General features: G+C 68.6%; 17 protein-coding genes. 8 read left to right on the top strand and 9 right to left on the bottom strand.

Annotation, left to right across the window (positions count from 1 at the left end; translation table 11 throughout):
- Window positions 1-41: 41 nt before the first annotated feature.
- Together murJ and ACFW2G_RS05135 are read right to left on the bottom strand one after the other, a co-directional pair.
- The gene (murJ, locus tag ACFW2G_RS05140) at window positions 42-2,216 is read right to left on the bottom strand and encodes a murein biosynthesis integral membrane protein MurJ (RefSeq protein ID WP_384581005.1); all 2,175 of its coding nucleotides are present in this window, start codon (window positions 2,214-2,216) and stop codon (window positions 42-44) included.
- Between the two features lie 46 nt (window positions 2,217-2,262).
- Window positions 2,263-4,527: a DUF6049 family protein gene (locus ACFW2G_RS05135; RefSeq protein ID WP_384449068.1), complete on the bottom strand. Its 2,265-nt coding sequence runs from the start codon at window positions 4,525-4,527 to the stop codon at window positions 2,263-2,265.
- A 186-nt stretch (window positions 4,528-4,713) separates the two neighbouring features.
- On the opposite strand from ACFW2G_RS05135, the gene ACFW2G_RS05130 reads away from it, so the two are divergent.
- A complete protein-coding gene (locus ACFW2G_RS05130; RefSeq protein ID WP_384449065.1) occupies window positions 4,714-6,180 on the top strand; it encodes a CCA tRNA nucleotidyltransferase in 1,467 nt (488 codons plus the stop codon).
- Window positions 6,181-6,248: 68 nt separating this feature from the next.
- On the opposite strand, the gene ACFW2G_RS05125 is transcribed toward ACFW2G_RS05130, so the two are convergent.
- The 3 genes from ACFW2G_RS05125 to ACFW2G_RS05115 all read right to left on the bottom strand — a co-directional run bounded on the left by ACFW2G_RS05125 (window position 6,249) and on the right by ACFW2G_RS05115 (window position 9,358).
- A complete protein-coding gene (locus ACFW2G_RS05125) occupies window positions 6,249-7,517 on the bottom strand; it encodes an MFS transporter (RefSeq protein ID WP_384581003.1) in 1,269 nt (422 codons plus the stop codon).
- 106 nt (window positions 7,518-7,623) lie between these two features.
- Window positions 7,624-8,706, bottom strand: a complete 1,083-nt coding sequence (locus ACFW2G_RS05120) for an inositol-3-phosphate synthase (protein ID WP_037920370.1) — start codon at window positions 8,704-8,706, stop codon at window positions 7,624-7,626.
- Window positions 8,707-8,755: 49 nt separating this feature from the next.
- Window positions 8,756-9,358: a PadR family transcriptional regulator gene (locus ACFW2G_RS05115; RefSeq protein WP_030839336.1), complete on the bottom strand. Its 603-nt coding sequence runs from the start codon at window positions 9,356-9,358 to the stop codon at window positions 8,756-8,758.
- Window positions 9,359-9,633: 275 nt separating this feature from the next.
- Here ACFW2G_RS05115 and ACFW2G_RS05110 point away from each other — a divergent pair, with 275 nt between their 5' ends.
- Window positions 9,634-12,216, top strand: a complete 2,583-nt coding sequence (locus ACFW2G_RS05110) for a transglycosylase domain-containing protein (protein ID WP_384449057.1) — start codon at window positions 9,634-9,636, stop codon at window positions 12,214-12,216.
- Between the two features lie 99 nt (window positions 12,217-12,315).
- Window positions 12,316-13,776 (top strand): glycosyltransferase family 87 protein, encoded by a 1,461-nt coding sequence (locus tag ACFW2G_RS05105; protein WP_384581001.1) that lies wholly within the window; start codon window positions 12,316-12,318, stop codon window positions 13,774-13,776.
- A 10-nt stretch (window positions 13,777-13,786) separates the two neighbouring features.
- On the opposite strand, the gene ACFW2G_RS05100 is transcribed toward ACFW2G_RS05105, so the two are convergent.
- The 3 genes from ACFW2G_RS05100 to ACFW2G_RS05090 form a co-directional block, all read right to left on the bottom strand.
- Window positions 13,787-14,818, bottom strand: coding sequence for an alanine racemase (locus ACFW2G_RS05100; protein WP_037920364.1), 1,032 nt, complete (start codon window positions 14,816-14,818; stop codon window positions 13,787-13,789).
- A gap of 77 nt (window positions 14,819-14,895) precedes the next feature.
- Window positions 14,896-16,014: a peptidoglycan bridge formation glycyltransferase FemA/FemB family protein gene (locus ACFW2G_RS05095; RefSeq protein WP_037920360.1), complete on the bottom strand. Its 1,119-nt coding sequence runs from the start codon at window positions 16,012-16,014 to the stop codon at window positions 14,896-14,898.
- A gap of 141 nt (window positions 16,015-16,155) precedes the next feature.
- On the bottom strand, window positions 16,156-16,458 hold the full coding sequence (locus ACFW2G_RS05090) for a hypothetical protein (protein WP_202200733.1): 303 nt from the start codon (window positions 16,456-16,458) through the stop codon (window positions 16,156-16,158).
- 250 nt (window positions 16,459-16,708) lie between these two features.
- Between ACFW2G_RS05090 and rpsF the strand changes: the two genes are divergently transcribed.
- The 4 genes from rpsF (at window position 16,709) to rplI (ending at window position 18,403) form a co-directional block, all read left to right on the top strand.
- Window positions 16,709-16,999: a 30S ribosomal protein S6 gene (gene rpsF / locus ACFW2G_RS05085; protein ID WP_004950685.1), complete on the top strand. Its 291-nt coding sequence runs from the start codon at window positions 16,709-16,711 to the stop codon at window positions 16,997-16,999.
- Window positions 17,000-17,071: 72 nt separating this feature from the next.
- Entirely contained in the window at window positions 17,072-17,659 is a 588-nt protein-coding gene (locus ACFW2G_RS05080; protein WP_037920357.1) for a single-stranded DNA-binding protein, read from the top strand.
- A 42-nt stretch (window positions 17,660-17,701) separates the two neighbouring features.
- Complete coding sequence (gene rpsR / locus ACFW2G_RS05075; protein ID WP_005315025.1) at window positions 17,702-17,938, top strand: 30S ribosomal protein S18; 237 nt, start codon at window positions 17,702-17,704, stop codon at window positions 17,936-17,938.
- Between the two features lie 18 nt (window positions 17,939-17,956).
- Window positions 17,957-18,403, top strand: coding sequence for a 50S ribosomal protein L9 (gene rplI, locus ACFW2G_RS05070; RefSeq protein WP_031156063.1), 447 nt, complete (start codon window positions 17,957-17,959; stop codon window positions 18,401-18,403).
- A 150-nt stretch (window positions 18,404-18,553) separates the two neighbouring features.
- Here rplI and ACFW2G_RS05065 read toward each other — a convergent pair whose 3' ends face one another.
- Entirely contained in the window at window positions 18,554-19,891 is a 1,338-nt protein-coding gene (locus ACFW2G_RS05065) for an MATE family efflux transporter (RefSeq protein ID WP_037920355.1), read from the bottom strand.
- A gap of 452 nt (window positions 19,892-20,343) precedes the next feature.
- Here ACFW2G_RS05065 and dnaB point away from each other — a divergent pair, with 452 nt between their 5' ends.
- Complete coding sequence (gene dnaB, locus ACFW2G_RS05060) at window positions 20,344-21,807, top strand: replicative DNA helicase (RefSeq protein WP_031156067.1); 1,464 nt, start codon at window positions 20,344-20,346, stop codon at window positions 21,805-21,807.
- The last annotated feature ends 7 nt before the right edge of the window (window positions 21,808-21,814 follow it).

The raw sequence follows: 21,814 nt of genomic DNA, 5'->3' as shown, positions 1-21,814 counted from the left end.
CGCTATGCACGACACACGAAAGGGGGCGACGGTTGTGCGCATCAGCGCCCCAAACGCCCGCGGACCATCCCGACCATCGCGTTGAGCTCTTCGATCCGCATCCGCTTGGCCGCGATGAGGAACACGGCAGCCAGGGCGATACCGCCGACGACCAGGGACGTGGCGGAACCGAACACTCCGCTGCCCAGCCACTGGGTGACCGCGTAGGCTGCCGCTCCGGCCACGGCGGCGGCCGGGACGCAGGCTCCGGTGAGTCGGGCGTAGGTGCGCATCACGTGGGCGCCGTCGAGGTCCCCGCCGAGCCTGGTGCGCAGGCGGCGCCAGGCCACGCCCACGCCCACGGCGTAGCCGAGACCGTAGGAGGCCGCCATGCCGACGACCGCCCAGCGGGCGGGGAGGACGAAGAAGGAGACCGCCGATCCGGCCGCGTTCACGGCGGCGACGATGACGGTGTTGTAGAAGGGCGTCCGGGTGTCTTCGTAGGCGTAGAACCCGCGCAGGACGACGTACTGGACGGAGTACGGGATCAGGCCGAGGCCGAAGGCCATCAGGACGTAGCCGATGTTCTGGGCACCGGATCCGGAGCCCGCGTAGAGCAGGGTCGCCATCGGGACGCCGAGCGCGAGGAACGCGAAGGCACAGGGCACGATCGCGACGGCCGAGGTGCGCAGTCCGTAGGAGATGTCGTCGCGGACCGCGGCGGCGTCGCCGTCGTGGGCGGAGCGGGAAATGCGGGGCAGGACGGCCGTCATGACGGAGACGGTGATGATCGCCTGAGGCATCTGCCACAGCAGCAGCGCGTAGTTGTAGGCGGTGATACCGGTACCGGGGTGACCCTGCTTCTCGGCGACCGAACCGGCCCAGGTGGCGAGCTGGGTGACGATGACCAGGCCGACCTGGTTGGCCAGGACGAAGAAGAACGTCCACTTGGCCAGGCGGGCGGCCTTGCCGAGGCCGTGGCCCTTCCAGTCGAAGCGCAGGCGCGGTGTGAAGCCTGCGTCACGCAGGTACGGGAGCATTGCCAGGGCCTGGACGGTCAGGCCGAGCAGGGTGCCGAGCCCCAGCAGGCGGACGCCTTCCGGGGTGACGGTCGTGGCGTTGACGCCGGAGGTGGTGAAGCCGCCGAAGGCCCAGATGAAGGCGCCGAAGGTGGCGATGACCACGATGTTGTTGAGGACCGGAGTCCACATCATCGCGCCGAAACGTCCCCGGGCGTTGAGGATCTGACCGAGCACCACATGAACGCCCATGAAGAACATGGTGGGCAGGCAGTAGCGCGCGAACGCGACGGCGACGTCCATCTGCTGCGGGTCGGAGGCGATCTTCGGCGACATCATCGTGATGAACACCGGCGCCGCCAGGACGCAGATGGTGGTGATGCCGGCCAGCAACACCACGACCAGGGTCAGCAGCCGGTTGGCATAGGCCTGTCCCCCGTCGGCGTCGTTCTTCATCGCGCGGACCAGCTGCGGGATGAAGACGGCGTTGAGGGCGCCGCCGCCGACGAGCACGTAGATCATCGTGGGCAGCGTGTTGGCGATCTGGTACGTGTCGTTGAAGGTGCCGACGCCGATCGCCGCGGCGATCACCAGGGTTCTCAAGAAGCCGGTGATGCGGGAGACGATCGTGCCCGCGGCCATGAGCGCGCTGGACTTGAGCAGGCTCGCGGCACGTCCGGCCGGCTTGCTCGGGGCCGGAGCGGCGACGGGGGCGTCCTCGGCGGGGATGCGGGGCGCCGCCTCCTGGTCCCGGTAGAGGTGCGCGAAGGCGTCCGGCTCGGGCTGTTCCTCCGAGGCACGTGTGACGAGCGAGTCCACCCCCACGAACTCGGTGGTGGAGGCGCGATCGCCGTACGGAAGGTGCCGGGACGGGCCGTCCGGTTCCGGCGGCGGGGTCTGGGCCCAGACGCGAGGATCGGGGGAGTACATGGGCGCGCTCGGGGCCGCGTAGAGCGGACCGGGCTCCTGGAAGGTGCCGGGCGCCGGCGGCGGGTGCGCGGCACGGTCGTAGAGAACCTCGTCGACCGGGTCCTGGGCGGACAGGTCCTGGGACCGGTACGGGTCGTAGTCGTAGGCACCCTGGACATACGGGTCGCGGTCCGGCGCGGGCGCAGGCACGGGAACCTGCCCGGGCACCGGGGTGCCCGGGGCAGTGCCCTGGGAGGGCGCGGGCCCGCCAGTGCCCTGCGCGCGGTCACCGTCGTACGGCGCGTTCATCGAAACCCCACCTCATCGTCCCCAGGCCGACCGGCCACGGCATCGCTCAACGGTCCACTGTCTCACTCGTGCCGGACCCCTCGGTGCTTTGCGGTTCGGTGTCCGGGGACTCGTCACTCGGCTGCGTGCTCTCCTCCGCGGCGGCACGGGCTGCCACACGCTTGCGGCTGGCGTACATCTTGATGCCTGCCAGGACCAGCAGGAGCACGCCGCCGGCGATCACGAGCATCACGGTGGGAGTGATCTCGGTGGCCTCCACGGTGAACCGGCGTTCCTTGCCGTAGGGGATGCCGTCCTTGGTGAAGAGCTGTGCCGTGACCTCGACGGGCCCGCTCGCGGTGGCGTTGGCGGGGAACTTCACCGTCTGGGTGTGGTCGCCCTGGACGGTGACCTGCTGCTCCGCCTGGCCGCTGTCGCCGAACATCAGGCGGGACGGGTTGGCGGACTTCACCCGCAGCACCAGGTCGTGCACGTCCTGCACCAGGCTGTTCTGCACGCTGACCGGGATGGTGGCGCTGTGTCCGGACAGGGTGGCGTCGGACTTGGGGATGACCTTGACCTTCTCGGTGAGACCGATCAGGTAGTCCTGCACCTGGTCCCGGTAGAGGCGGGCTTCGTCGGGACGTCCTCGCCAGGAGGTCGACATCTCCCGGTTGATGGTGTTGCCGAAGGGGATCTCCACGCGGTCGGGCGCTGCGAGGATCACTTTGAAGTGGTCGAGGGTGTTCTGCGTCGTGCGGATCTTCTCGAAGGCCGATACCGGCAGCTCCTGCTTGCGCAGGTCTTCCGGATACTGGCCGGCGCCCGGCACCTGGGTGGCGGCCCCGGGGTCGGGCTTGGCGGTAGCCGCCGCCTCGAGGTCGGCCGGCTGCGTCCAGCGGCCCCCCTGGAGGCCGCGCAGGGCGGCGGCCATCGACCGGGCCTGGCTGACGGTGGGCATTCGCTGCGGGGCCACGACGAAGCTGCGCTGCTCGTCGGTCTTCTGCAGGTTCAGGGCCAGGCTGTGGGCCAGGAACCGCTGCACGGCGAGGGTGGAGCTGCCGGCGTTCAGCATGTCGCCCTCGAAGGCGGTGGACAGTTCGGCATCCGCCACGACGGCGGTGGTACCTGCTCCGATGGGCCGGGCCGCCGACGGCGTGTAGCCGAGGGCACCGCTCTCCACCAGGCTGTCGCTGCGGGCCAGGACGTTGTGGGCGCCGGCCGATGTGGCCACGTTCACGATCGAGGGGTCGATGGCGCCGTTCACGGGCCAGGAGAAGTCGGTGGACGCCGGGACGTGCAGGACGGTCTGCACCGCGTCCTTTGCCTTGTCGGTGGCCGGGTGTAGCTGTCCCAGAGTGCCCGAGACGTCCTTGCCGCGGTGTGCGAGGGAAGCCAGGTCGGGGTCCGCGAAGGGCAGCGCGACGACCTTCTTGCCCTGCACGGCCGCTTCCAGTGAGCTCAGCCACTGCTCGGCCACGGCCTTGTTCTTGCCCTGGACGGACTTTCCGTTCGGGCCCCTGACCCGGTAGCCCTTGGTCATCGCGTCGACCGTGTAGAGCAGGTCGGGATCGATGACCCAGGTGACCGGGAGGTCCCTGCCGAGCGTGACCATCTGTTCCAGGCGGCCTCCCGGCTTGAGCTCCTCGTAGAGGGAATCGTCGAGGAAGACCGGTGTCTGGAGCTCGTCGGATCCGGTCTCGGCCGTGACACGGGTGGCGGAGATCAGGGGCCAGACGTAGGTGAGCTGTGAACGCTTGGAGGCGGCCTCGGGCTGCCAGGGCAGGAAGGTCCGCTTGATGCCCAGCACCTGCTCGGACGGCCGGCTCTCGGTCACGCCGGACAGGGACACACCGAGCTGGTAGACGCCGTCCTTGTCGAGCTCGAGCTTGTTCACCGGGACGGTGAGGGTGAAGTTCTGGGTGACTTTCGACGGCAAGGAGGCGATCTTCACTGCGTAGGCCGAGTCGATCTCGCCGGGATCCGTGCCAGCCCGGAAGCCGTTGCGGTCCGCGGTCTCGTCGATGGACGAGCGGTCCGTGAGTGCGGGGCCCACCCGCAGGCCGACATGGGCGTCCGTGATCGTTTCGGACCCGGTGTTGACCACGGTGCCCTCGATGGTGAGGGTGTCGCCCTTCACCGGGGCGCTGGGTGCCATCGAGACCAGCTGGACGTCGACGGAGGAGGCCTGCACGGCCTCCGCTTGCGGGGCGGGGGCGTAGACGAGAGCGGCCAGCACGGGGGTCCCGGCGAGCAGGACGATCGCGCGCCGCAGCCATCGGCGCCGGACAGGGGCGGGTGAGACCCCTTGGATGTCTGCCGCCTCGGCCACGCGCTAGCCCGTCCCTAGAAGTGTCAGTGGTCGTCTTTCGTGCGTCCACGAATGGTAACGAGGTGCGCTGTGTGCGAGTGCCGCCCCTTGCTCCACATGATCGGTACAGCCCGGCGGCGGCCGCATACCGGGGTCGCCGATAAACGGGGCGGTTACCGGTGGACCGGGCACGTACCCTTTTCAGTTGTGCCGAACGCCAACGAAGACAACCCCAGTGCCCTGAGTCAGGTGCAGCGCCGCGCGGTCAGTGAACTGCTGCAGGTCGCTCCTGTCGCCGACGAGCTCGGCCGCCGGTTCCAGGAGGCGGGCTTCCGCCTGGCCCTGGTCGGCGGGTCCGTCCGCGACGCGCTGCTGGGGCGTCTCGGCAACGATCTCGACTTCACCACCGACGCCCGACCCGAGGACGTTCTCAAGATCGTCCGGCCGTGGGCGGACGCGGTCTGGGACGTGGGCATCGCCTTCGGCACCGTCGGGGCCCAGAAGAACGCGCGCGTCGGCGATGCCGTGCGGAACTTCCAGATCGAGGTGACGACGTACCGCTCGGAGGCCTACGACCGTACGTCGCGCAAGCCGGAGGTCTCCTACGGTGACTCAATCGACGAGGACCTCGTGCGCCGTGACTTCACGGTGAACGCGATGGCCCTGGCTCTGCCGGAGCAGGAGTTCATCGACCCGCACGGCGGCCTGGAGGACCTGGCCGCCGGAGTGCTGCGGACCCCCGGCACCCCCGAGGACTCTTTCTCCGACGATCCCCTGCGCATGCTGCGGGCGGCGCGGTTCTCGGCGCAGCTGGACTTCGAGGTCGCACCCGAGGTCGTGGCGGCGATGAAGGCCATGTCCGACCGGATCGAGATCGTTTCCGCGGAGCGGGTCCAGGGCGAGCTGAACAAGCTGATCCTGTCCGCCAACCCGCGCCGCGGCCTGGGACTGCTCGTGGACACGGGGCTGGCCGACCGTGTGTTGCCCGAGCTGCCCGCGCTGCGGCTGGAAAGCGATGAGCACCACCGGCACAAGGACGTCTACGACCACTCGCTGATCGTGCTGGAGCAGGCGATCGCGCTGGAACAGGACGGCCCGGACCTCGTACTGCGGCTCGCTGCCCTGCTGCACGACATCGGCAAGCCCCGTACCCGCCGCTTCGAGAAGGACGGCCGGGTCTCCTTCCACCACCACGAGGTGGTGGGCGCCAAGATGACCAAGAAGCGGCTGACCGCGCTGAAGTACTCCAACGACATGGTCAAGGACGTGTCCCGGCTGGTCGAGCTGCACCTGCGTTTCCACGGCTACGGGGACGGCGAATGGACCGACTCCGCGGTGCGGCGCTACGTCCGTGACGCCGGGCCGCTGCTGGACCGCCTGCACAAGCTGACCCGGTCCGACTGCACCACGCGCAACAAGCGCAAGGCGAACGCGCTCTCCCGCACCTACGACGGGCTGGAACGGCGCATCGCACAGCTCCAGGAGCAGGAGGAGCTGGACGCGATCCGTCCCGACCTGGACGGCAACGAGATCATGCGCGTGCTGGACGTGGGCCCCGGACCGGTGATCGGCAAGGCCTATGCCTTCCTGTTGGAGATGCGGCTGGAGAATGGGCCGATGGGGCACGATGCCGCCGTGGCCGCGCTCAAGGAGTGGTGGGCGGCCCAGGACTGATCCTCGGGCGCCGGTGTCGATGTTTCACGTGAAACATCGACACCGGGGGTGCCGTCATGGGCGATGTTTCACGTGAAACATCGGCTGTGACGGCTGAGGAGCACCGCGGTCAGCGCGTAGAGCACGGACACGCAGACGAGCAGCACTACGGACCGGCCGTCGGCGGGCAGCATGAGTGCGGCCACGGCCGCCGCACCGACGAACGCGACGTTGAAGAGCACGTCGTAGACGGAGAACACCCGGCCGCGGTAGTCGTCGTCCACACGGGACTGCACTTCGGTGTCGGTGGAGATCTTGGTGCCTTGGGTGGCCAGGCCCAGGACGAACGCGGCGACCAGCATCGGACCCGGGGCGAAGAACAGGCCGAGGGCCGGCACCAGCACGGCGGAGCCCGCCGCGCAGGCGGTGATCCAGCCGAGGGTGCCCAGTCGCCCCACCATCCACGGAGTCGCCACCGCGGCCGCGAAGAATCCGGCTCCGGACGCGCCGACTGCGATGCCCAGGAGAGTCAGCCCCTCGGCTTCGTTGTCCGACCAGGCGTAGCGGCAGAGCATCAGCAGCATGACGAACAGTGCTCCGTAGCAGAACCTCATCATGGTCATCGCGGTGAGCGCCTGGGCCGCCGGCCTCCGGGCGGCGAGGTGCCGGAGGCCTTCGGCCATGCCCCGCACGGTGAGGGCGATGCCCTGGGCCACTGAGGGGTGTGCCTGCCCTGCGGAGTGTTCGGGGCCAAGCAGTCCGACGGCCAGGCGCAGGGAGACGAGGGCCGCACACAGGTAGAGACCCGCTCCGAGTAGCACGACGAGGGCGTTGGAGCCGGACGCGAGCAGCCGGACGAGGAAGGCCAGCCCTCCGCCGGCCACCGCCGCGAGCGTCCCCGCGGTGGGGGAGAGCGCATTCGCGGTGACCAGCTGACCGGCTCCGACGACGCGGGGCAGCGAGGCAGCCACCCCGGCCAGTACGAAGCGGTTGACCGCCGTCACGGACAGCGCCGAGGCGTAGAACAGCCAATCGGGTACGTGCGCGACGATCAGCACCGCGGTGATGCAGGCGAGGAAGGCCCGCAGCAGATTGCCGTAGAGGAAGACCTGGCGTCGGCGCCAGCGGTCGAGCAGCACTCCGGCGAAGGGGCCGATCACCGAGTAGGGCAGCAGCAGCACCGCCATTGCGGAGGCGACGGCTGCCGGGGAGGTCTGTTTCTCGGGGGAGAAGACGACATAGGTGGCGAGCGCGACCTGGTACACGCCGTCCGCCGCCTGGGAGAGCAGCCGTACGGCGAGCAGGTTGCGGAAGTCCCTCAGGCGCAGGAGTACGCGCAGATCACGTACGACAGGCATGAGGGAAAGGGTCACACACGCGGAGGGTCCCCGGGCACATTGCCCGGGGACCCTCCGCGGAAGAACAGCCGAAGTCCAGGTGTCGACAGGACGTGCGGGGGTTCGACTAGCGCTCGACCTCGCCCTTGATGAACTTCTCGACGTTGGCCAGGGCCTCATCGTCGAAGTACTGGACCGGCGGGGACTTCATGAAGTAGCTGGACGCCGACAGGATCGGACCGCCGATACCCCGGTCCTTGGCGATCTTCGCGGCGCGCAGGGCGTCGATGATGACACCGGCGGAGTTCGGGGAGTCCCACACCTCAAGCTTGTACTCGAGGTTCAGCGGGACGTCGCCGAAGGCACGGCCCTCGAGGCGGACGTAGGCCCACTTGCGGTCGTCGAGCCACGCGACGTAGTCGGACGGGCCGATGTGGACGTTCTTGTCGCCCAGCTCGCGGTCGGGGATCTGCGAGGTGACGGCCTGCGTCTTCGAGATCTTCTTCGACTCGAGGCGCTCGCGCTCGAGCATGTTCTTGAAGTCCATGTTGCCGCCGACGTTGAGCTGCATGGTGCGCTCGAGACGGACACCGCGGTCTTCGAAGAGCTTCGCCATCACGCGGTGCGTGATGGTGGCGCCGACCTGCGACTTGATGTCGTCGCCGACGATCGGGACACCGGCCGCGGTGAACTTGTCGGCCCACTCCTTGGTGCCGGCGATGAAGACCGGGAGGGCGTTGACGAAGGCGACCTTGGCGTCGATGGCGCACTGCGCGTAGAACTTCGCCGCGTCCTCGGAACCGACCGGCAGGTAGCAGATCAGGACGTCGACCTCGCGGTCCTTGAGGACCTGGACGATGTCGACCGGGGCCTCAGCGGACTCCTCGATCGTCTGGCGGTAGTACTTGCCCAGACCGTCGTAGGTGTGGCCGCGCTGAACGGTCACACCGGCGTTCGGGACGTCGCAGATCTTGATGGTGTTGTTCTCGCTGGCGCCGATGGCGTCCGAGAGGTCGAGGCCGACCTTCTTCGCGTCGACGTCGAACGCGGCGACGAACTCGATGTCACGCACGTGGTAGTCGCCGAACTGGACGTGCATCAGCCCGGGGACCTTGGACGCCGGGTCGGCGTCCTTGTAGTACTCGACGCCCTGCACCAGCGAGGCGGCGCAGTTGCCCACGCCGACGATGGCTACGCGAACCGAACCCATTCCGGTTGCTCCCTGTTTGTTCTCGGACGAGGTCTGCAAGCTGCAGTCCTCATTTTTCGGTTTCGTCGGACGGACCTGATCGTCTCCGATCGCGTCCCGCCCGCTCACTCTCGATGAGCTCGTTCAGCCAGCGCACTTCGCGCTCCACGGACTCCATGCCGTGCCGCTGCAGCTCAAGCGTGTAGTCGTCGAGGCGCTCCCGCGTCCGGGCGAGGGAGGCGCGCATCTTCTCCAGGCGCTCCTCCAGCCGGCTGCGGCGGCCCTCCAGCACTCGCATGCGCACGTCTCGTTCGGTCTGGCCGAAGAAGGCGAAGCGGGCGGCGAAGGACTCGTCCTCCCAGGTTTCGGGGCCCGTGTGGGAGAGGAGCTCCTCGAAGCGCTCCTTACCCGCGGCCGTCAACCGGTAGACGATCTTGGCGCGGCGCCCTGCGAGTGAAGCGGCGAGAGCGTCTTCCGGGGCGTTGCCCGGTTCTTCGATCAACCAGCCGTTGGCGACGAGCGTCTTGAGGCAGGGGTAGAGCGTCCCGTAGCTGAAGGCCCTGAACACTCCCAGCGAGGTGTTGAGCCGCTTGCGCAGCTCATAGCCGTGCATGGGGGATTCGCGGAGCAGTCCGAGGACGGCGAACTCGAGGATGCCGGAGCGTCTGCTCATCCGCCTGCCTCTCCTCCACCCCTGAGTCTTTATGTCGAGCTGATGTATCGACTCGATACATCCAGACGATAGAACGGGCCGGGTCCATCGACAAGGGGAGACATGGTGACCGGCATCACATCACCGATTCGCGCCGGGCAGGTTGCCTGATTTGGGGTGAACTTCGGCACTGGGTGGGTTTTGAGCCTGCGTAGTCTGTGCGCCATGACACCGGGGGGAACCGGAATTCATCTGCCGCTTCCAGGCCACTCGCCTGCCCGAGGAGTAGTCGTTCGATGAGCGAGCACCGCCGCAAACCGCCGCAACCGCAGGGCGGGGGGCGGGCTTCTGCCCGCCGCGCCGCCCAGCAGCACCCCGGCAGGGGTGCCGGACGTGACGTCCCCACCGCGTCACACAGCGGTCCGTACGCACAGCAGCCCGCCCGGGGCAGTCGCGCCGACGCCCGCCGGGCCGCGCAGAGAGGGTCTTCGGGCCGTGGCAGAGGCGGAGCAGGCAGCGCGCGCGGCGCCGGCCGCCAGGACAGGCGGCTGATCAACTACCCGCGGTCCGACCGGGACGGCTGGAAGCGCTTCGTCCCTTCCTGGAAGCTGGTGTCCGGAACCGCCCTGGGCTTCTTCGCGGTGATCATCGCCGGAGCCGGCATCGGCATCGCCATGGTGAGCACGCCGGACCCGAACAAGGCGGCCGAAGCGCAGAACAACGTCTTCTACTGGGCCGACGGCAGCCAGATGGTGGCCACGGGCGGTTCGATGAACCGGCAGATCGTCCCCATCTCGAGCATCCCCCGGTCGATGAGGGACGCCGTGATCGCGGCGGAGAACGAGTCCTTCGAGTCCGACAAGGGCGTGGACCCGATGGGTATCGCCCGCGCCGTGTGGAACATGGGCACGGGCGGCTCCACCCAGGGCGGCTCGACGATTACCCAGCAGTACGTGAAGAACACCTACCTGGACTCCGAGCAGACGCTCAAGCGGAAGGTCACCGAGCTCTTCATCGCGATCAGGCTGGGTGTCTCCGAAGAGAAGGACACGGTCCTCGCGGGATACCTCAACACCGCCTACTACGGCCGTGACGCCTACGGCATCCAGGCTGCGGCCCGCGCCTACTTCGGCAAGGACAGCCAGGACCTGAACCCCTCCGAGTGCGCCTTCCTGGCCGCCATGCTCAAGGGCCCCAACCTCTACAACCCGGACGGCGGCATCGGTGCCGCGGCCACTCCCGCCCTCAACGAGGACCGCGCCAGGAAGCGCTGGGCCTGGGTGCTGGACCGCGAGGTCGAGGTGGGCCGCATGGACCCGGCCGAGCGGGCTAAGTACACGCAGTTCCCCGAGCGCGTCGAGTCGGAGCAGGCCCGCGGCATGACCGGCCAGATCGGCTACCTGGTCGACACGGCCAAGGCGTACGTGATGAAGACCAAGGGCATCACCGTCGAGCAGATGGCCCTCGGCGGCTACCGGATCAAGACCACCTTCGAGAAGCCCAAGGTGGACGCCATGGCCAAGGCGGTGGAGGACATCCGCGCCGGGCTGATCGACGAGAAGAAGCGCCCCGACACCGACACCTTCGTACAGTTCGGCGCGGCCTCCGTGGACGTGAAGACCGGCGCGCTCGTGGCCCTGTACGGCGGCCCGGGCTGGGACCAGAAGTACTTCGCCAACAACGCCAACACCAGCGGTGTCCCGGTCGGCTCGACCTGGAAGCCGTACGTGCTGGCGGCGGCCATGGAGTACGGCACCCAGAACTCCAACGGCAAGGGCATCTCGGCCGACAGCAAGTACCAGGCGAACGACCTCACCGTCATCAACAACCGTGAGGGCAAGCCGCTGCGCGACGCCTCGGGCAAGCCCTTCAAGCAGAAGAACGAGAGCCCGACCCCCTTCGGGTACGTGACCCTCAACGAGGCGATGGAGAAGTCCATCAACGTTCCGTTCGCCCAGCTCGTCTTCGACGTCGGCCACGACAAGGTCAAGACCGTGGCGAAGTCCACGGGCATCCTGGAGGAGTCGATCAACCCCAACAACGACGCCTCCTTCGCCCTGGGCACCTCCACCCCCAGTGCCATCCGCATGGCCGACTCCTATGCGACCTTCGCCGCCTCCGGCACGCACCGCGAGCCGTATTCCGTGATCGCGGTCGAGAAGAACGGCGAGAAGCTGTCCGGCTTCGAGGCCCCCAAGGACCAGCGGGCCATGGACCACGCGGTCGCGGACAACATCACCAAGGTGCTGCAGAACGTCGTCGAGAACGGCACCGGCAAGAAGGCCAAGAAGCTGGGCAGGCCCGCGGCGGGCAAGACCGGTACCACGGACGAGAACAAGTCGGCCTGGTTCGTCGGGTACACCCCGGAGCTCTCCACCTCCGTGGTCCTCTTCCGCACCGACCCCAACTCGGCGGAGAAGAACCTGATCTCCATGAAGGGCGTGGGTGACATCCCCTCCCTCCACGGTGGCGACATCCCGGCCGAGATCTGGACCGAGTACATGGGGGAGGCCCTCAAGGGCACCCCGGTCAAGCGGTTCCCGGAGGCCGAGGACATCGGCGTCACGGCCGATTCGGCCGGCGCCCCCTCCCCCACCCCTGAGGCACCCGTGACGCCGTCCTCCTCCCCGTCCTCGGTCCCGCCGAGCACTCCGCCGCCCTCCCCGACGCCTTCCAAGGGCGGTGGCCGGCCGTGCAAGCCGTGGGAGCTGTACTGCGACCCGGACACCACGCGCGGCGGCACCAACGACGGCACCACCACCGGAAGCAGTACGGGCATCATCGGCGGGCCCAGCGGATCACCGTCCCCCTCGCCCAGTGCCAGACCGGGACGCCCGGGCGGCCTCACCGGATCGACCACCGGTACCGCCACGCAGTGATCGGCGGGCACCACCCTCCGGTGAAGCCGAGGAAGGCCGTCGCACCCACTGTGCGGCGGCCTTCCCGCGTCCCCCGCCCGGTACGGCAGGATGACCCCCATGACCCAGGTGCACGAGGACCGCCCCGTACTGCCCACGCAGCAGGACGAGGTCGCCGCAGCCGGCAGTGAGCTGATCGGCGGCCCGCTCGGCCGCCACGCCCGCCTCGGCGGCCACTGGCTCGGACCGGTGCGCGTCGTGGCCCTCGTCGCCATCGGCATGTTCGCGCTCGGCATGGTGCAGAAGCTGCCCTGCTACGAGTGGGCCTGGTTCCGCGGGGCGTCCTCGCAGTACACCCACGCCTGCTATTCCGACATCCCGCATCTGTACGCGGTCCGCGGCTTCGCCGACAATCTGACTCCGTACTTCGACCGGCTCCCCGGCGACATGGAGTACCTGGAGTACCCGGTCCTCACGGGGCTCTTCATGGAGATCGCCTCCTGGCTGACTCCCGGCAGCGGTTCCATGCAGCACCGCGAGCAGATGTACTGGATGGCCAACGCGGGCATGCTGATGGCCTGTGCGGCGGTCATCGCCGTCTGCGTCGCCCGTACCCACCGCCGCCGGCCCTGGGACGCCCTGCTCTTCGCCCTCGCGCCCGCTTTCGCCCTGACGGCGACGATCAACTGGGACCTGCTGGCCATCGCCCTGACCGCGGCCGGGATGCTCATGTGGTCCCGCGGCCGGACGGTCCTCTTCGGAGCCCTCATCGGCCTGGCCACCGCCGCCAAGCTGTACCCCGTCCTGCTGCTCGGCGTCCTGTTCGTGCTCTGCTGGCGGGCCGGCAAGTGGCGTTCATTCGGCGCGGCCACTGCCGCGGCGGCCGGAGCCTGGCTCGTGGTGAACGTTCCCGTCATGCTCTTCGCCTGGGAGGGCTGGACGAAGTTCTACACCTTCAGCCAGGAGCGGCCCATCGACTTCGGCTCCGTCTGGCTGCTGATCTCCCAGCGCTCGGGCAACCCCTTGCACGACGCCAACACGTATGCCACCGGGCTGACGCTCCTGCTGTGCGGGGCCATCGGCCTGCTCACGCTGACCGCCCCCCGCCGCCCCCGCTTCGCCCAGCTGGCCTTCCTCGTCGTCGCCGCGTTCATCCTCTGCAACAAGGTCTACTCGCCGCAGTACGTGCTGTGGCTCATCCCGCTCGCCGCGCTGGCCCGGCCGCGCTGGCGGGACTTCCTGATCTGGCAGGCCGGCGAGGTCGCCTACTTCCTCGGGATCTGGTTCTACCTCGCCTACATCAACAGCGGGGACAAGCACCAGGGCCTGCCCGTGGAGGGCTACCAGCTGGCGATCGCCGCCCACCTGCTGGCCACGCTGTACCTGTGCGCCGTCGTCGTCCGCGACATCCTGCTCCCTGAGCACGACGTCGTACGCCGGGACGGCTCGGACGACCCCTCCGGGGGCGTCCTGGACGGGGCGCCGGACGTGTTCGTGCTGTCGGACGCAGCGAAGGCGCCGCGCTACGCGGCGCCCTCGGAGGGACAGCGGGTCGACTGGGGGACCGGCCCCCGGGACTGAACGGGACGGCTCAGGCGTCGAGCATCCGGTCGAACTGCGTGGTGGTGTGGCGCAGGTGCGCCACCAGCTCGTCCCCGACCTTCGGCTCGGTCGCGTCGGCGGGCACGAACAGGATCGACACCTGCATGTGCGGCGGCTCGGCGAACCAGCGCTGCTTGCCCGCCCACACGAACGGCGAAAGGTTCCGGTTGACCGTGGCAAGGCCCGCCCGGGCGACGCCCTTGGCGCGCGGCATCACACCGTGCAGCGCCTTCGGGGCTTCCAGGCCCACACCGTGCGAGGTACCGCCGGCCACCACGACCAGCCAGCCGTCGGAGGCCGCCTTCTGCTGGCGGTAGCCGAACCGGTCCCCCTTGGCCACGCGCGTGACGTCGAGCACCGAGCCGCGGTACTCGGTGGCCTCGTGGTCGCCCAGCCACAGCCGGGTGCCGATCCGGGCCCGGAAGCGGGTCTGCGGGAACTGCTGCTGGAGCCGTGCCAGCTCCTCGGCCCGCAGGTGGCTCACGAACATGGTGTGCAGCGGCAGTCGGGCCGCGCGCAGCCGGTCCATCCAGCCGATGACCTCCTCCACGGCGTCCGAGCCGTCCGGGCGGTCCAGCGGCAGGTGCAGGGCGAAGCCCTCGAGGCGCACGTCCTCGATGGCGCTGTGCAGCTGGCCGAGGTCCTGTTCGGAGATTCCGTGGCGGCGCATCGAGCTCATGCACTCGATGACCACACGGGCGCCAACCAGGCTGCGGACGCCTTCCAGCGAGGACACCGAGCGGATGACGCGGTCCGGCAGGGGTACCGGCTCCTCGCCCCGGCGGAACGGGGTGAGGACGAGTAGGTCGCCGCCGAACCAGTCCTTGATGCTGGCCGCCTCGTACGTGGTGCCGACCGCGAGGAGGTCGGCACCCATCCGGGTCGCCTCTTCGCACAGCCGCTCGTGGCCGAAGCCGTAGCCGTTGCCCTTGCAGACCGGGACCAACCCGGGGAACTGGTCCTGGACCTGCTTCTGGTGCGCACGCCAGCGCGCGGTGTCGACGTAGAGCGTGAGCGCCATGCCCGTCCGGGACCTCTCCTGTGCAGCTGCCTGGTGCAGCGGGACTGTGTGGGGAAAGCGGGTGGATCTGGGGGTCGTCAGCGACGCGACATGTAGATGTCGAGCGCCTTGTGCAGCACCTTGTTCAGCGGGAAGTCCCACTCGCCGACGTACTCCACGGCTTCGCCGCCGGTACCGACCTTGAACTGGATCAAACCGAACAGGTGGTCGTTCTCGTCCAGCGTGTCAGAGATTCCGCGCAGGTCGTAGACGCTCGCACCGAGTGCGTACGCGTCGCGCAGCATCCGCCACTGCATCGCGTTCGAGGGCCGGACCTCACGCTTGTGGTTGGCGGACGCGCCGTAGGAGTACCAGACGTGCTGGCCGACGGTGAGCATCGTGGCCGCGGCCAGCGGCTCGCCCTCGTGCGTGGCGATGTACAGGCGCATCCGGTTGGGGTCCTCGGAGTTGAGGGCCGTCCACTGACGCTGGAAGTAGCTGAGGGGGCGCGGGCGGAACTTGTCGCGCTCGGCCGTGATCTCGTACAGGTGCTGCCAGGTCGGCAGGTCCTCGTAGCCGCCCTGGACGACCTCGACGCCGGCCTTCTCCGCCTTCTTGATGTTGCGGCGCCACAGCTGGTTGAAGCCCTTGAGGACGTCGTCCAGCGAGCGGTTGGCCAGCGGCACCTGGAAGACGTAGCGCGGCTGGACGTCGCCGAAGCCGGCGCCGCCGTCCTCGGCCTGCTGCCAGCCCATGCGGCGCAGCTTGTCGGATACCTCGAAGGCGCGCGGCTCGATGACCGAGGCCTCCACATCGCGCAGCCGCTTCACGTTCGGGTCCTGGATGCCCGCCTTGATGGCGGCCGCGTTCCAGCGCCGGATGACGACGGGCGGGCCCATCTTCACGGTGAAGGCGCCCTGCTGCTTGAGGTGGGCCAGCATCGGCTGGAGCCACTCCTCCAGGTTCGGGGCGTACCAGTTGATGACCGGCCCCTCGGGGAGGTACGCGAGGTAGCGCTTCACCTTGGGCAGCTGGCGGTACAGCACGAGTGCCGCTCCGACGAGTTCCTCGGACTCGTTGAACCAACCGAGGTTCTCGGAACGCCACTCGTTCTTCACGTCGGCCCACGCCGGGACCTGGCAGTGGCTCGCCGAGGGCAGGCTCTGGAGGTAACCCAGATGCTGCTCTCGGCTGATGGTCCTCAGGGACAGGCTCATGCGGGGCGTCTCCTCGGCGGCTTCGCTGGCTATGGCGCGAAGCCTACTGCGACAGGGGCGCCACCCTTCTGGGGGACGGGCCGCAGGCCCGGGCCGGTGTGCCGCCGGCGCCCTGCCGAGGAGGTGCCCCGGTCGGCCCTGTCAGCCCCCGAAGAGGCCACCGTGGAACATACCGAGGTAGAAGCCGATGGCAGACGCGCCAAGGCCGATGATCAGCGCGAAGCGCTCGCGTGTCGTGACGGAGACGAACTGTCCGTACGCGCCGGTCAGGATGCCGATCAGTCCGGCCCACGAACTGATCAGGTGCAGGTTGTGGAAGAAGGCCGTGACGAACGCCACGGCGCCGAGGGTGAGGGTGACCGCCATCAGGGCGTCCTGCAGGGGATGGGGCTTTCCGTCGGTCGAGAGCAGGGAGATCTGAGGGGGCCGCATTGCCTGTGCCATCGGAAGGCACCTCCTGGCTGAAGCTGGCGGTGCTGCGGGCTGCCTCCGGCAGGGCGCCGAGGACATAGCACCGAGCACACCCGATGGATACAGATTGTGGACCTCTCCTGCCGGATTTCAACCGGAAGGACGCGAGCAGGTAGTCTGTACAGCTGCGCGGTGTCTGCTCTGTGGATGCCGTGCTCACGCATCACGACCCTCCTGCCACGGAACGACCGTGGCCGCTGAGTCCAAAGGAGGTGGGTTCCACATGCGTCACTACGAAGTGATGGTCATCCTCGACCCCGATCTCGAGGAGCGCGCTGTCTCCCCGCTGATCGAGAACTTCCTCTCCGTCGTCCGTGAGGGCAACGGAAAGGTCGAGAAGGTCGACACCTGGGGCCGTCGTCGTCTCGCTTACGAGATCAAGAAGAAGCCCGAGGGCATCTACTCGGTCATCGACCTCCAGGCCGAGCCTGCGGTCGTCAAGGAGCTTGACCGACAGATGAACCTGAACGAGTCGGTTCTCCGGACCAAGGTCCTTCGCCCCGAGACCCACTGAACTTCGGTTCAGCGGTAACCGGGAACGAGTAGCACAGCAGCCCAGCAGCAATCCCCGCCGAGAGGTTCATCCATGGCAGGCGAGACCGTCATCACGGTCGTCGGCAATCTCGTCGACGACCCCGAGCTGCGCTTCACCCCCTCGGGTGCGGCGGTCGCGAAGTTCCGTGTCGCGTCCACCCCCCGCACCTTCGACCGTCAGACCAATGAGTGGAAGGACGGCGAGAGCCTGTTCCTGACCTGCTCGGTATGGCGGCAGGCGGCGGAGAACGTCGCCGAGTCCCTTCAGCGAGGCATGCGCGTCATCGTGCAGGGTCGGCTGAAGCAGCGGTCGTACGAGGACCGTGAGGGTGTCAAGCGCACGGTCTACGAGCTGGACGTCGAGGAAGTCGGCCCCAGCCTGAAGAACGCCACGGCCAAGGTCGCCAAGACCACCGGTCGCGGTGGCCAGGGTGGATACGGCGGCGGCGGTCAGCAGCAGGGTGGCGGCGGCTGGGGCGGAGCCCCCAGCGGCGGCCAGCAGGGCGGCGGAGCTCCCTCCGACGACCCGTGGGCCTCCAGCGCGCCGGCCGGTGGCCAGCAGCAGGGCGGCGGCGGGGGCGGCTGGGGCGGAAGCTCCGGCGGCTCCGGCGGTGGCTACTCGGACGAGCCGCCCTTCTAGGGCAGCTCCATCCAAACTTCTTGATCACACAGGAGAGACACAATGGCGAAGCCGCCTGTGCGCAAGCCTAAGAAGAAGGTCTGCGCGTTCTGCAAGGACAAGACCGCGTACGTGGACTACAAGGACACGAACATGCTGCGGAAGTTCATTTCCGACCGCGGCAAGATCCGTGCCCGCCGCGTCACCGGCAACTGCACGCAGCACCAGCGTGACGTCGCCACGGCCGTCAAGAACAGCCGTGAGATGGCGCTGCTGCCCTACACGTCCACCGCGCGATAAGGAAAGGGTGACCGACTAATGAAGATCATCCTGACCCACGAGGTCTCTGGCCTCGGTGCCGCCGGCGATGTCGTCGACGTCAAGGACGGTTACGCTCGCAACTACCTGGTCCCGCGTGGTTTCGCGATCCGCTGGACCAAGGGTGGCGAGAAGGACGTGGCGCAGATCCGCCGCGCCCGCAAGATCCACGAGATCGCGACCATCGAGCAGGCCAACGAGGTCAAGGCCAAGCTCGAGGGTGTGAAGGTCCGTCTGGCCACCCGCGCGGGTGACGCCGGTCGTCTCTTCGGCTCCGTGACCCCGGCCGACATCGCCACGGCGATCGAGGCTTCCGGTGGCCCGAAGGTCGACAAGCGCCGCGTTGAGCTGGGCTCCCCGATCAAGACCCTCGGTTCGTACCAGGTCTCCGTGCGTCTGCACGCCGACGTGGCCGCGAACGTGGGCATCGAGGTCGTCGCCGCCTAAGGGCTGCACGTGATGGGCCGCACCCCGATCGGGGTGCGGCCCATCACCGTTCCCGGAGGTTCTCGGGGCGCGCTGGCAGGCATGTTTCACGTGAAACATGCCAACCGGCGCCGCGCTCCCTCACGCCCAGCGCTGTTCCACGTGAAACAGCTATCGGGTGGCACCCGCGATCGCCCATCGTCCAGAGCGGGCACGCAGCTGAAGGGTGACCATCCGGACCAGCATCATCAGGGTCATGGCCCACCACAGTGCCGTCAGGCTGCCCCCCAGGACCGGGACCAGCAGTGCGACCGGGGCGAACACGGCCAGCGTCACCATCATGGCCCGGGCCAGGTAACCTCCGTCGCCCGCGCCCATCAGGACCCCGTCCAGCACGAAGACGATGCCGGACACGGGCTGGGAGAGGGCTACGACCACCAGGGCGGGCAGTAGGGCCTGCTCCACGGCCGGGTCGCTGGTGAACAGGGGGATGAACACGGGCCGGGCCAGGACCACCAGCAGGCCGAGCACGATGCCCGTAGCGATACCCCACTGGACCATCCGGCGGCAGACGGCCTTCGCGCCGTCCGTGTCACCCGAGCCCAGGTAGCGGCCGATGATCGCCTGTCCGGCGATCGCAATGGCGTCCAGGGCGAAAGCGAGCAGGCTCCACAGGGAGAGCAGGATCTGGTGCGCCGCGACGTCGGCGTCGCCGAGCCGAGCGGCCACGGCGGTCGCGATCATGAGGATGGCGCGCAGGGACAGGGTGCGCACCAGGAGCGGGGTCCCGGCCCGCGCACAGGCACGGATGCCGGAGGCGTCGGGCCGCAGGGATGCACCGTGTCGGCGGGCCCCGCGGACGACCACGAAAAGATAGGCAGCCGCCATGCCGCACTGAGCCAGGACGGTGCCCCAGGCGGAGCCGGCGATACCGAGCCCCGCGCCGTAGACCAGTGCGGCGTTCAGGCCCGCGTTGAGGGCGAAGCCCCCGACGGCGACGTAGAGCGGTGTGCGGGTGTCCTGGAGGCCTCGGATGACCCCGGTGGCGGCCAGCACCACGAGCATGGCCGGGATTCCGAGGGCGGAGATCCGCAGATACGTGATCGCGTGCGGGGCGACTCCGTCCGAGGCTCCGAGGAGGGAGATCAGCGAGGGTGCGGCCGGCAGCATCACGGCGATGACGGTGATGCCGAGCAGAAGGGCCAGCCAGATGCCGTCCATGCCCTGCCGGATGGCCGCCGACAGATCTCCGGCACCGACGCGGCGGGAGACGGCCGCGGTGGTCGCGTAGGCGAGGAAGACGAATACGCTCACGGCTGTGGTGAGCAATGCGGCGGCGATGCCGAGGCCGGCCAGCTGGGATGTGCCGAGGTGCCCCACGATGGCGCTGTCGGCCATCACGAAGAGGGGCTCGGCCACGAGGGCGCCGAAGGCGGGAACGGCCAGTGCGAGGATCTCGCGGTCGTGCCGTCTCGGCCCCGCCGTGGGTGCTGCGAGGGCCTGTGTCATGCGCCCAATCTAATCTTCCACAGGTAACGGATGCAACCGCCAGTTGCTCCTTACCTGGGAGTTGGCTTGGGCGTTCTTCCCGCCTCGTCCGAGGTGTTCTGGAAACCCCGCCGAAGATTTTTCCCCCACCCTGTCGGTGGACGGTGAAATCGCAGGTCAGGCTGGGTATCCGGGTGGCCCGGGTGATTTTGTCCACAGCGTCGTCCCCCGGTCCGTGCACAGCTTGGGGGGAGTTACCCACAGCATTGGAGCCGTCATCCACATCTCATCCACAGGGCCTGTGGATAACAAGATTGGCTGACGCCGCTCCCGGCCCTACCGTGGTGCGTTGCCCGACTCGCCGACAGCCGATTCGGGTGCCCCAAATGTCAGAGCCGTGTCGTAGAAAGAGTTGCACGGCGAGGTCCGCGTTGCGGACGGGAGGAGGCGGCCCGGTGAGCATGCCCGAGCCCATGGACGACCCCTGGGCCGACAGCGGTCCGAGTGACCGTCTGCCCGCCCGCCCGCGCCGCAACAGCGAGGGCCGGGGCCGCGGCGACGAGCAGCACGACAGGGGCCGCGAAGGCGGCTCCTGGGACGGTGGCGGCGGTGGCTTCGAGCGTGTCCCTCCGCAGGACCTCGACGCCGAGCAGTCGGTGCTCGGCGGCATGCTCCTCTCCAAGGACGCCATCGCCGATGTCGTCGAGGTCCTCAAGGGCCACGACTTCTACCGGCCCTCGCACGAGACGATCTACCAGGCCATCCTCGACCTGTACGCCAAGGGAGAGCCGGCCGACCCGATCACTGTGGGCGCCGAGCTCACCCGGCGGGGCGAGATCAGCAAGGTGGGCGGGGCCTCCTACCTGCACACGCTGGTCCAGTCCGTGCCGACGGCGGCGAACGCCGAGTACTACGCGGAAATCGTCCACGAGCGGGCCGTCCTGCGCCGCCTCGTTGCCGCCGGGACGAAGATCACGCAGATGGGCTACGCGGCCGACGGTGATGTCGATGAGATTGTCAACAGTGCCCAGGCCGAGATCTACGCAGTCACCGAGCAGCGGACCTCCGAGGACTACCTGCCGCTCGGCGACATCATGGAGGGCGCGCTCGACGAGATCGAGGCCATCGGCTCGCGCAGCGGCCAGATGTCGGGGGTGCCCACCGGTTTCACCGACCTGGACTCCCTGACCAACGGCCTGCACCCCGGCCAGATGATCGTCATCGCCGCACGTCCGGCCATGGGCAAGTCCACCCTCGCGCTGGACTTTGCCCGGGCCTGCTCCATCAAGAGCAACCTGCCCAGCGTGATCTTCTCGCTCGAAATGGGGCGCAACGAGATCGCCATGCGCCTCCTGTCGGCGGAGGCCAGAGTCGCGCTGCACCACATGCGTTCGGGCACGATGACGGACGATGACTGGACCCGGCTGGCCCGCCGGATGCCGGACGTCTCGGCCGCCCCCCTGTACATCGACGACTCCCCCAACCTGTCGATGATGGAGATCCGGGCCAAGTGCCGTCGGCTCAAGCAGCGCAACGATCTCTCACTCGTGGTCATCGACTACCTCCAGCTGATGCAGTCGGGCGGCTCGCGCCGTCCCGAGAGCCGTCAGCAGGAGGTCTCGGACATGTCCCGAAACCTGAAGCTGCTGGCGAAGGAGCTTGAGGTCCCGGTGATCGCGCTCTCCCAGCTGAACCGTGGTCCGGAGCAGCGGACCGACAAGAAGCCGATGGTCTCCGACCTGCGTGAGTCGGGTTCCATCGAGCAGGACGCCGACATGGTGATCCTGCTGCATCGCGAAGACGCCTACGAGAAGGAGTCCCCTCGCGCCGGTGAGGCCGACCTGATCGTGGCCAAGCACCGTAACGGCCCCACCGCGACGATCACGGTGGCCTTCCAGGGCCACTATTCGCGCTTCGTGGACATGGCCAACACGTAGCATCCGA

Origin of the sequence: Streptomyces sp. NPDC058880 (assembly GCF_042742535.1) — a bacterium.
GTDB lineage: Bacteria > Actinomycetota > Actinomycetes > Streptomycetales > Streptomycetaceae > Streptomyces.
This window is presented reverse-complemented; position numbering and strand designations above follow the sequence as displayed.

Excerpts from the sequence above, each read along its gene's own strand:
- murJ (WP_384581005.1), bottom strand. The coding sequence starts at position 2,216 with ATGAACGCGCCGTACGACGGTGACCGCGCGCAGGGCACTGGCGGGCCC.
- ACFW2G_RS05125 (WP_384581003.1), bottom strand. The coding sequence starts at position 7,517 with ATGCCTGTCGTACGTGATCTGCGCGTACTCCTGCGCCTGAGGGACTTC.
- ACFW2G_RS05120 (WP_037920370.1), bottom strand. The coding sequence starts at position 8,706 with ATGGGTTCGGTTCGCGTAGCCATCGTCGGCGTGGGCAACTGCGCCGCC.
- ACFW2G_RS05115 (WP_030839336.1), bottom strand. The coding sequence starts at position 9,358 with ATGAGCAGACGCTCCGGCATCCTCGAGTTCGCCGTCCTCGGACTGCTC.
- ACFW2G_RS05110 (WP_384449057.1), top strand. The coding sequence starts at position 9,634 with ATGAGCGAGCACCGCCGCAAACCGCCGCAACCGCAGGGCGGGGGGCGG.
- ACFW2G_RS05105 (WP_384581001.1), top strand. The coding sequence starts at position 12,316 with ATGACCCAGGTGCACGAGGACCGCCCCGTACTGCCCACGCAGCAGGAC.
- ACFW2G_RS05100 (WP_037920364.1), bottom strand. The coding sequence starts at position 14,818 with ATGGCGCTCACGCTCTACGTCGACACCGCGCGCTGGCGTGCGCACCAG.
- ACFW2G_RS05095 (WP_037920360.1), bottom strand. The coding sequence starts at position 16,014 with ATGAGCCTGTCCCTGAGGACCATCAGCCGAGAGCAGCATCTGGGTTAC.
- ACFW2G_RS05090 (WP_202200733.1), bottom strand. The coding sequence starts at position 16,458 with ATGGCACAGGCAATGCGGCCCCCTCAGATCTCCCTGCTCTCGACCGAC.
- rpsF (WP_004950685.1), top strand. The coding sequence starts at position 16,709 with ATGCGTCACTACGAAGTGATGGTCATCCTCGACCCCGATCTCGAGGAG.
- ACFW2G_RS05080 (WP_037920357.1), top strand. The coding sequence starts at position 17,072 with ATGGCAGGCGAGACCGTCATCACGGTCGTCGGCAATCTCGTCGACGAC.
- rpsR (WP_005315025.1), top strand. The coding sequence starts at position 17,702 with ATGGCGAAGCCGCCTGTGCGCAAGCCTAAGAAGAAGGTCTGCGCGTTC.
- rplI (WP_031156063.1), top strand. The coding sequence starts at position 17,957 with ATGAAGATCATCCTGACCCACGAGGTCTCTGGCCTCGGTGCCGCCGGC.
- ACFW2G_RS05065 (WP_037920355.1), bottom strand. The coding sequence starts at position 19,891 with ATGACACAGGCCCTCGCAGCACCCACGGCGGGGCCGAGACGGCACGAC.
- dnaB (WP_031156067.1), top strand. The coding sequence starts at position 20,344 with ATGGACGACCCCTGGGCCGACAGCGGTCCGAGTGACCGTCTGCCCGCC.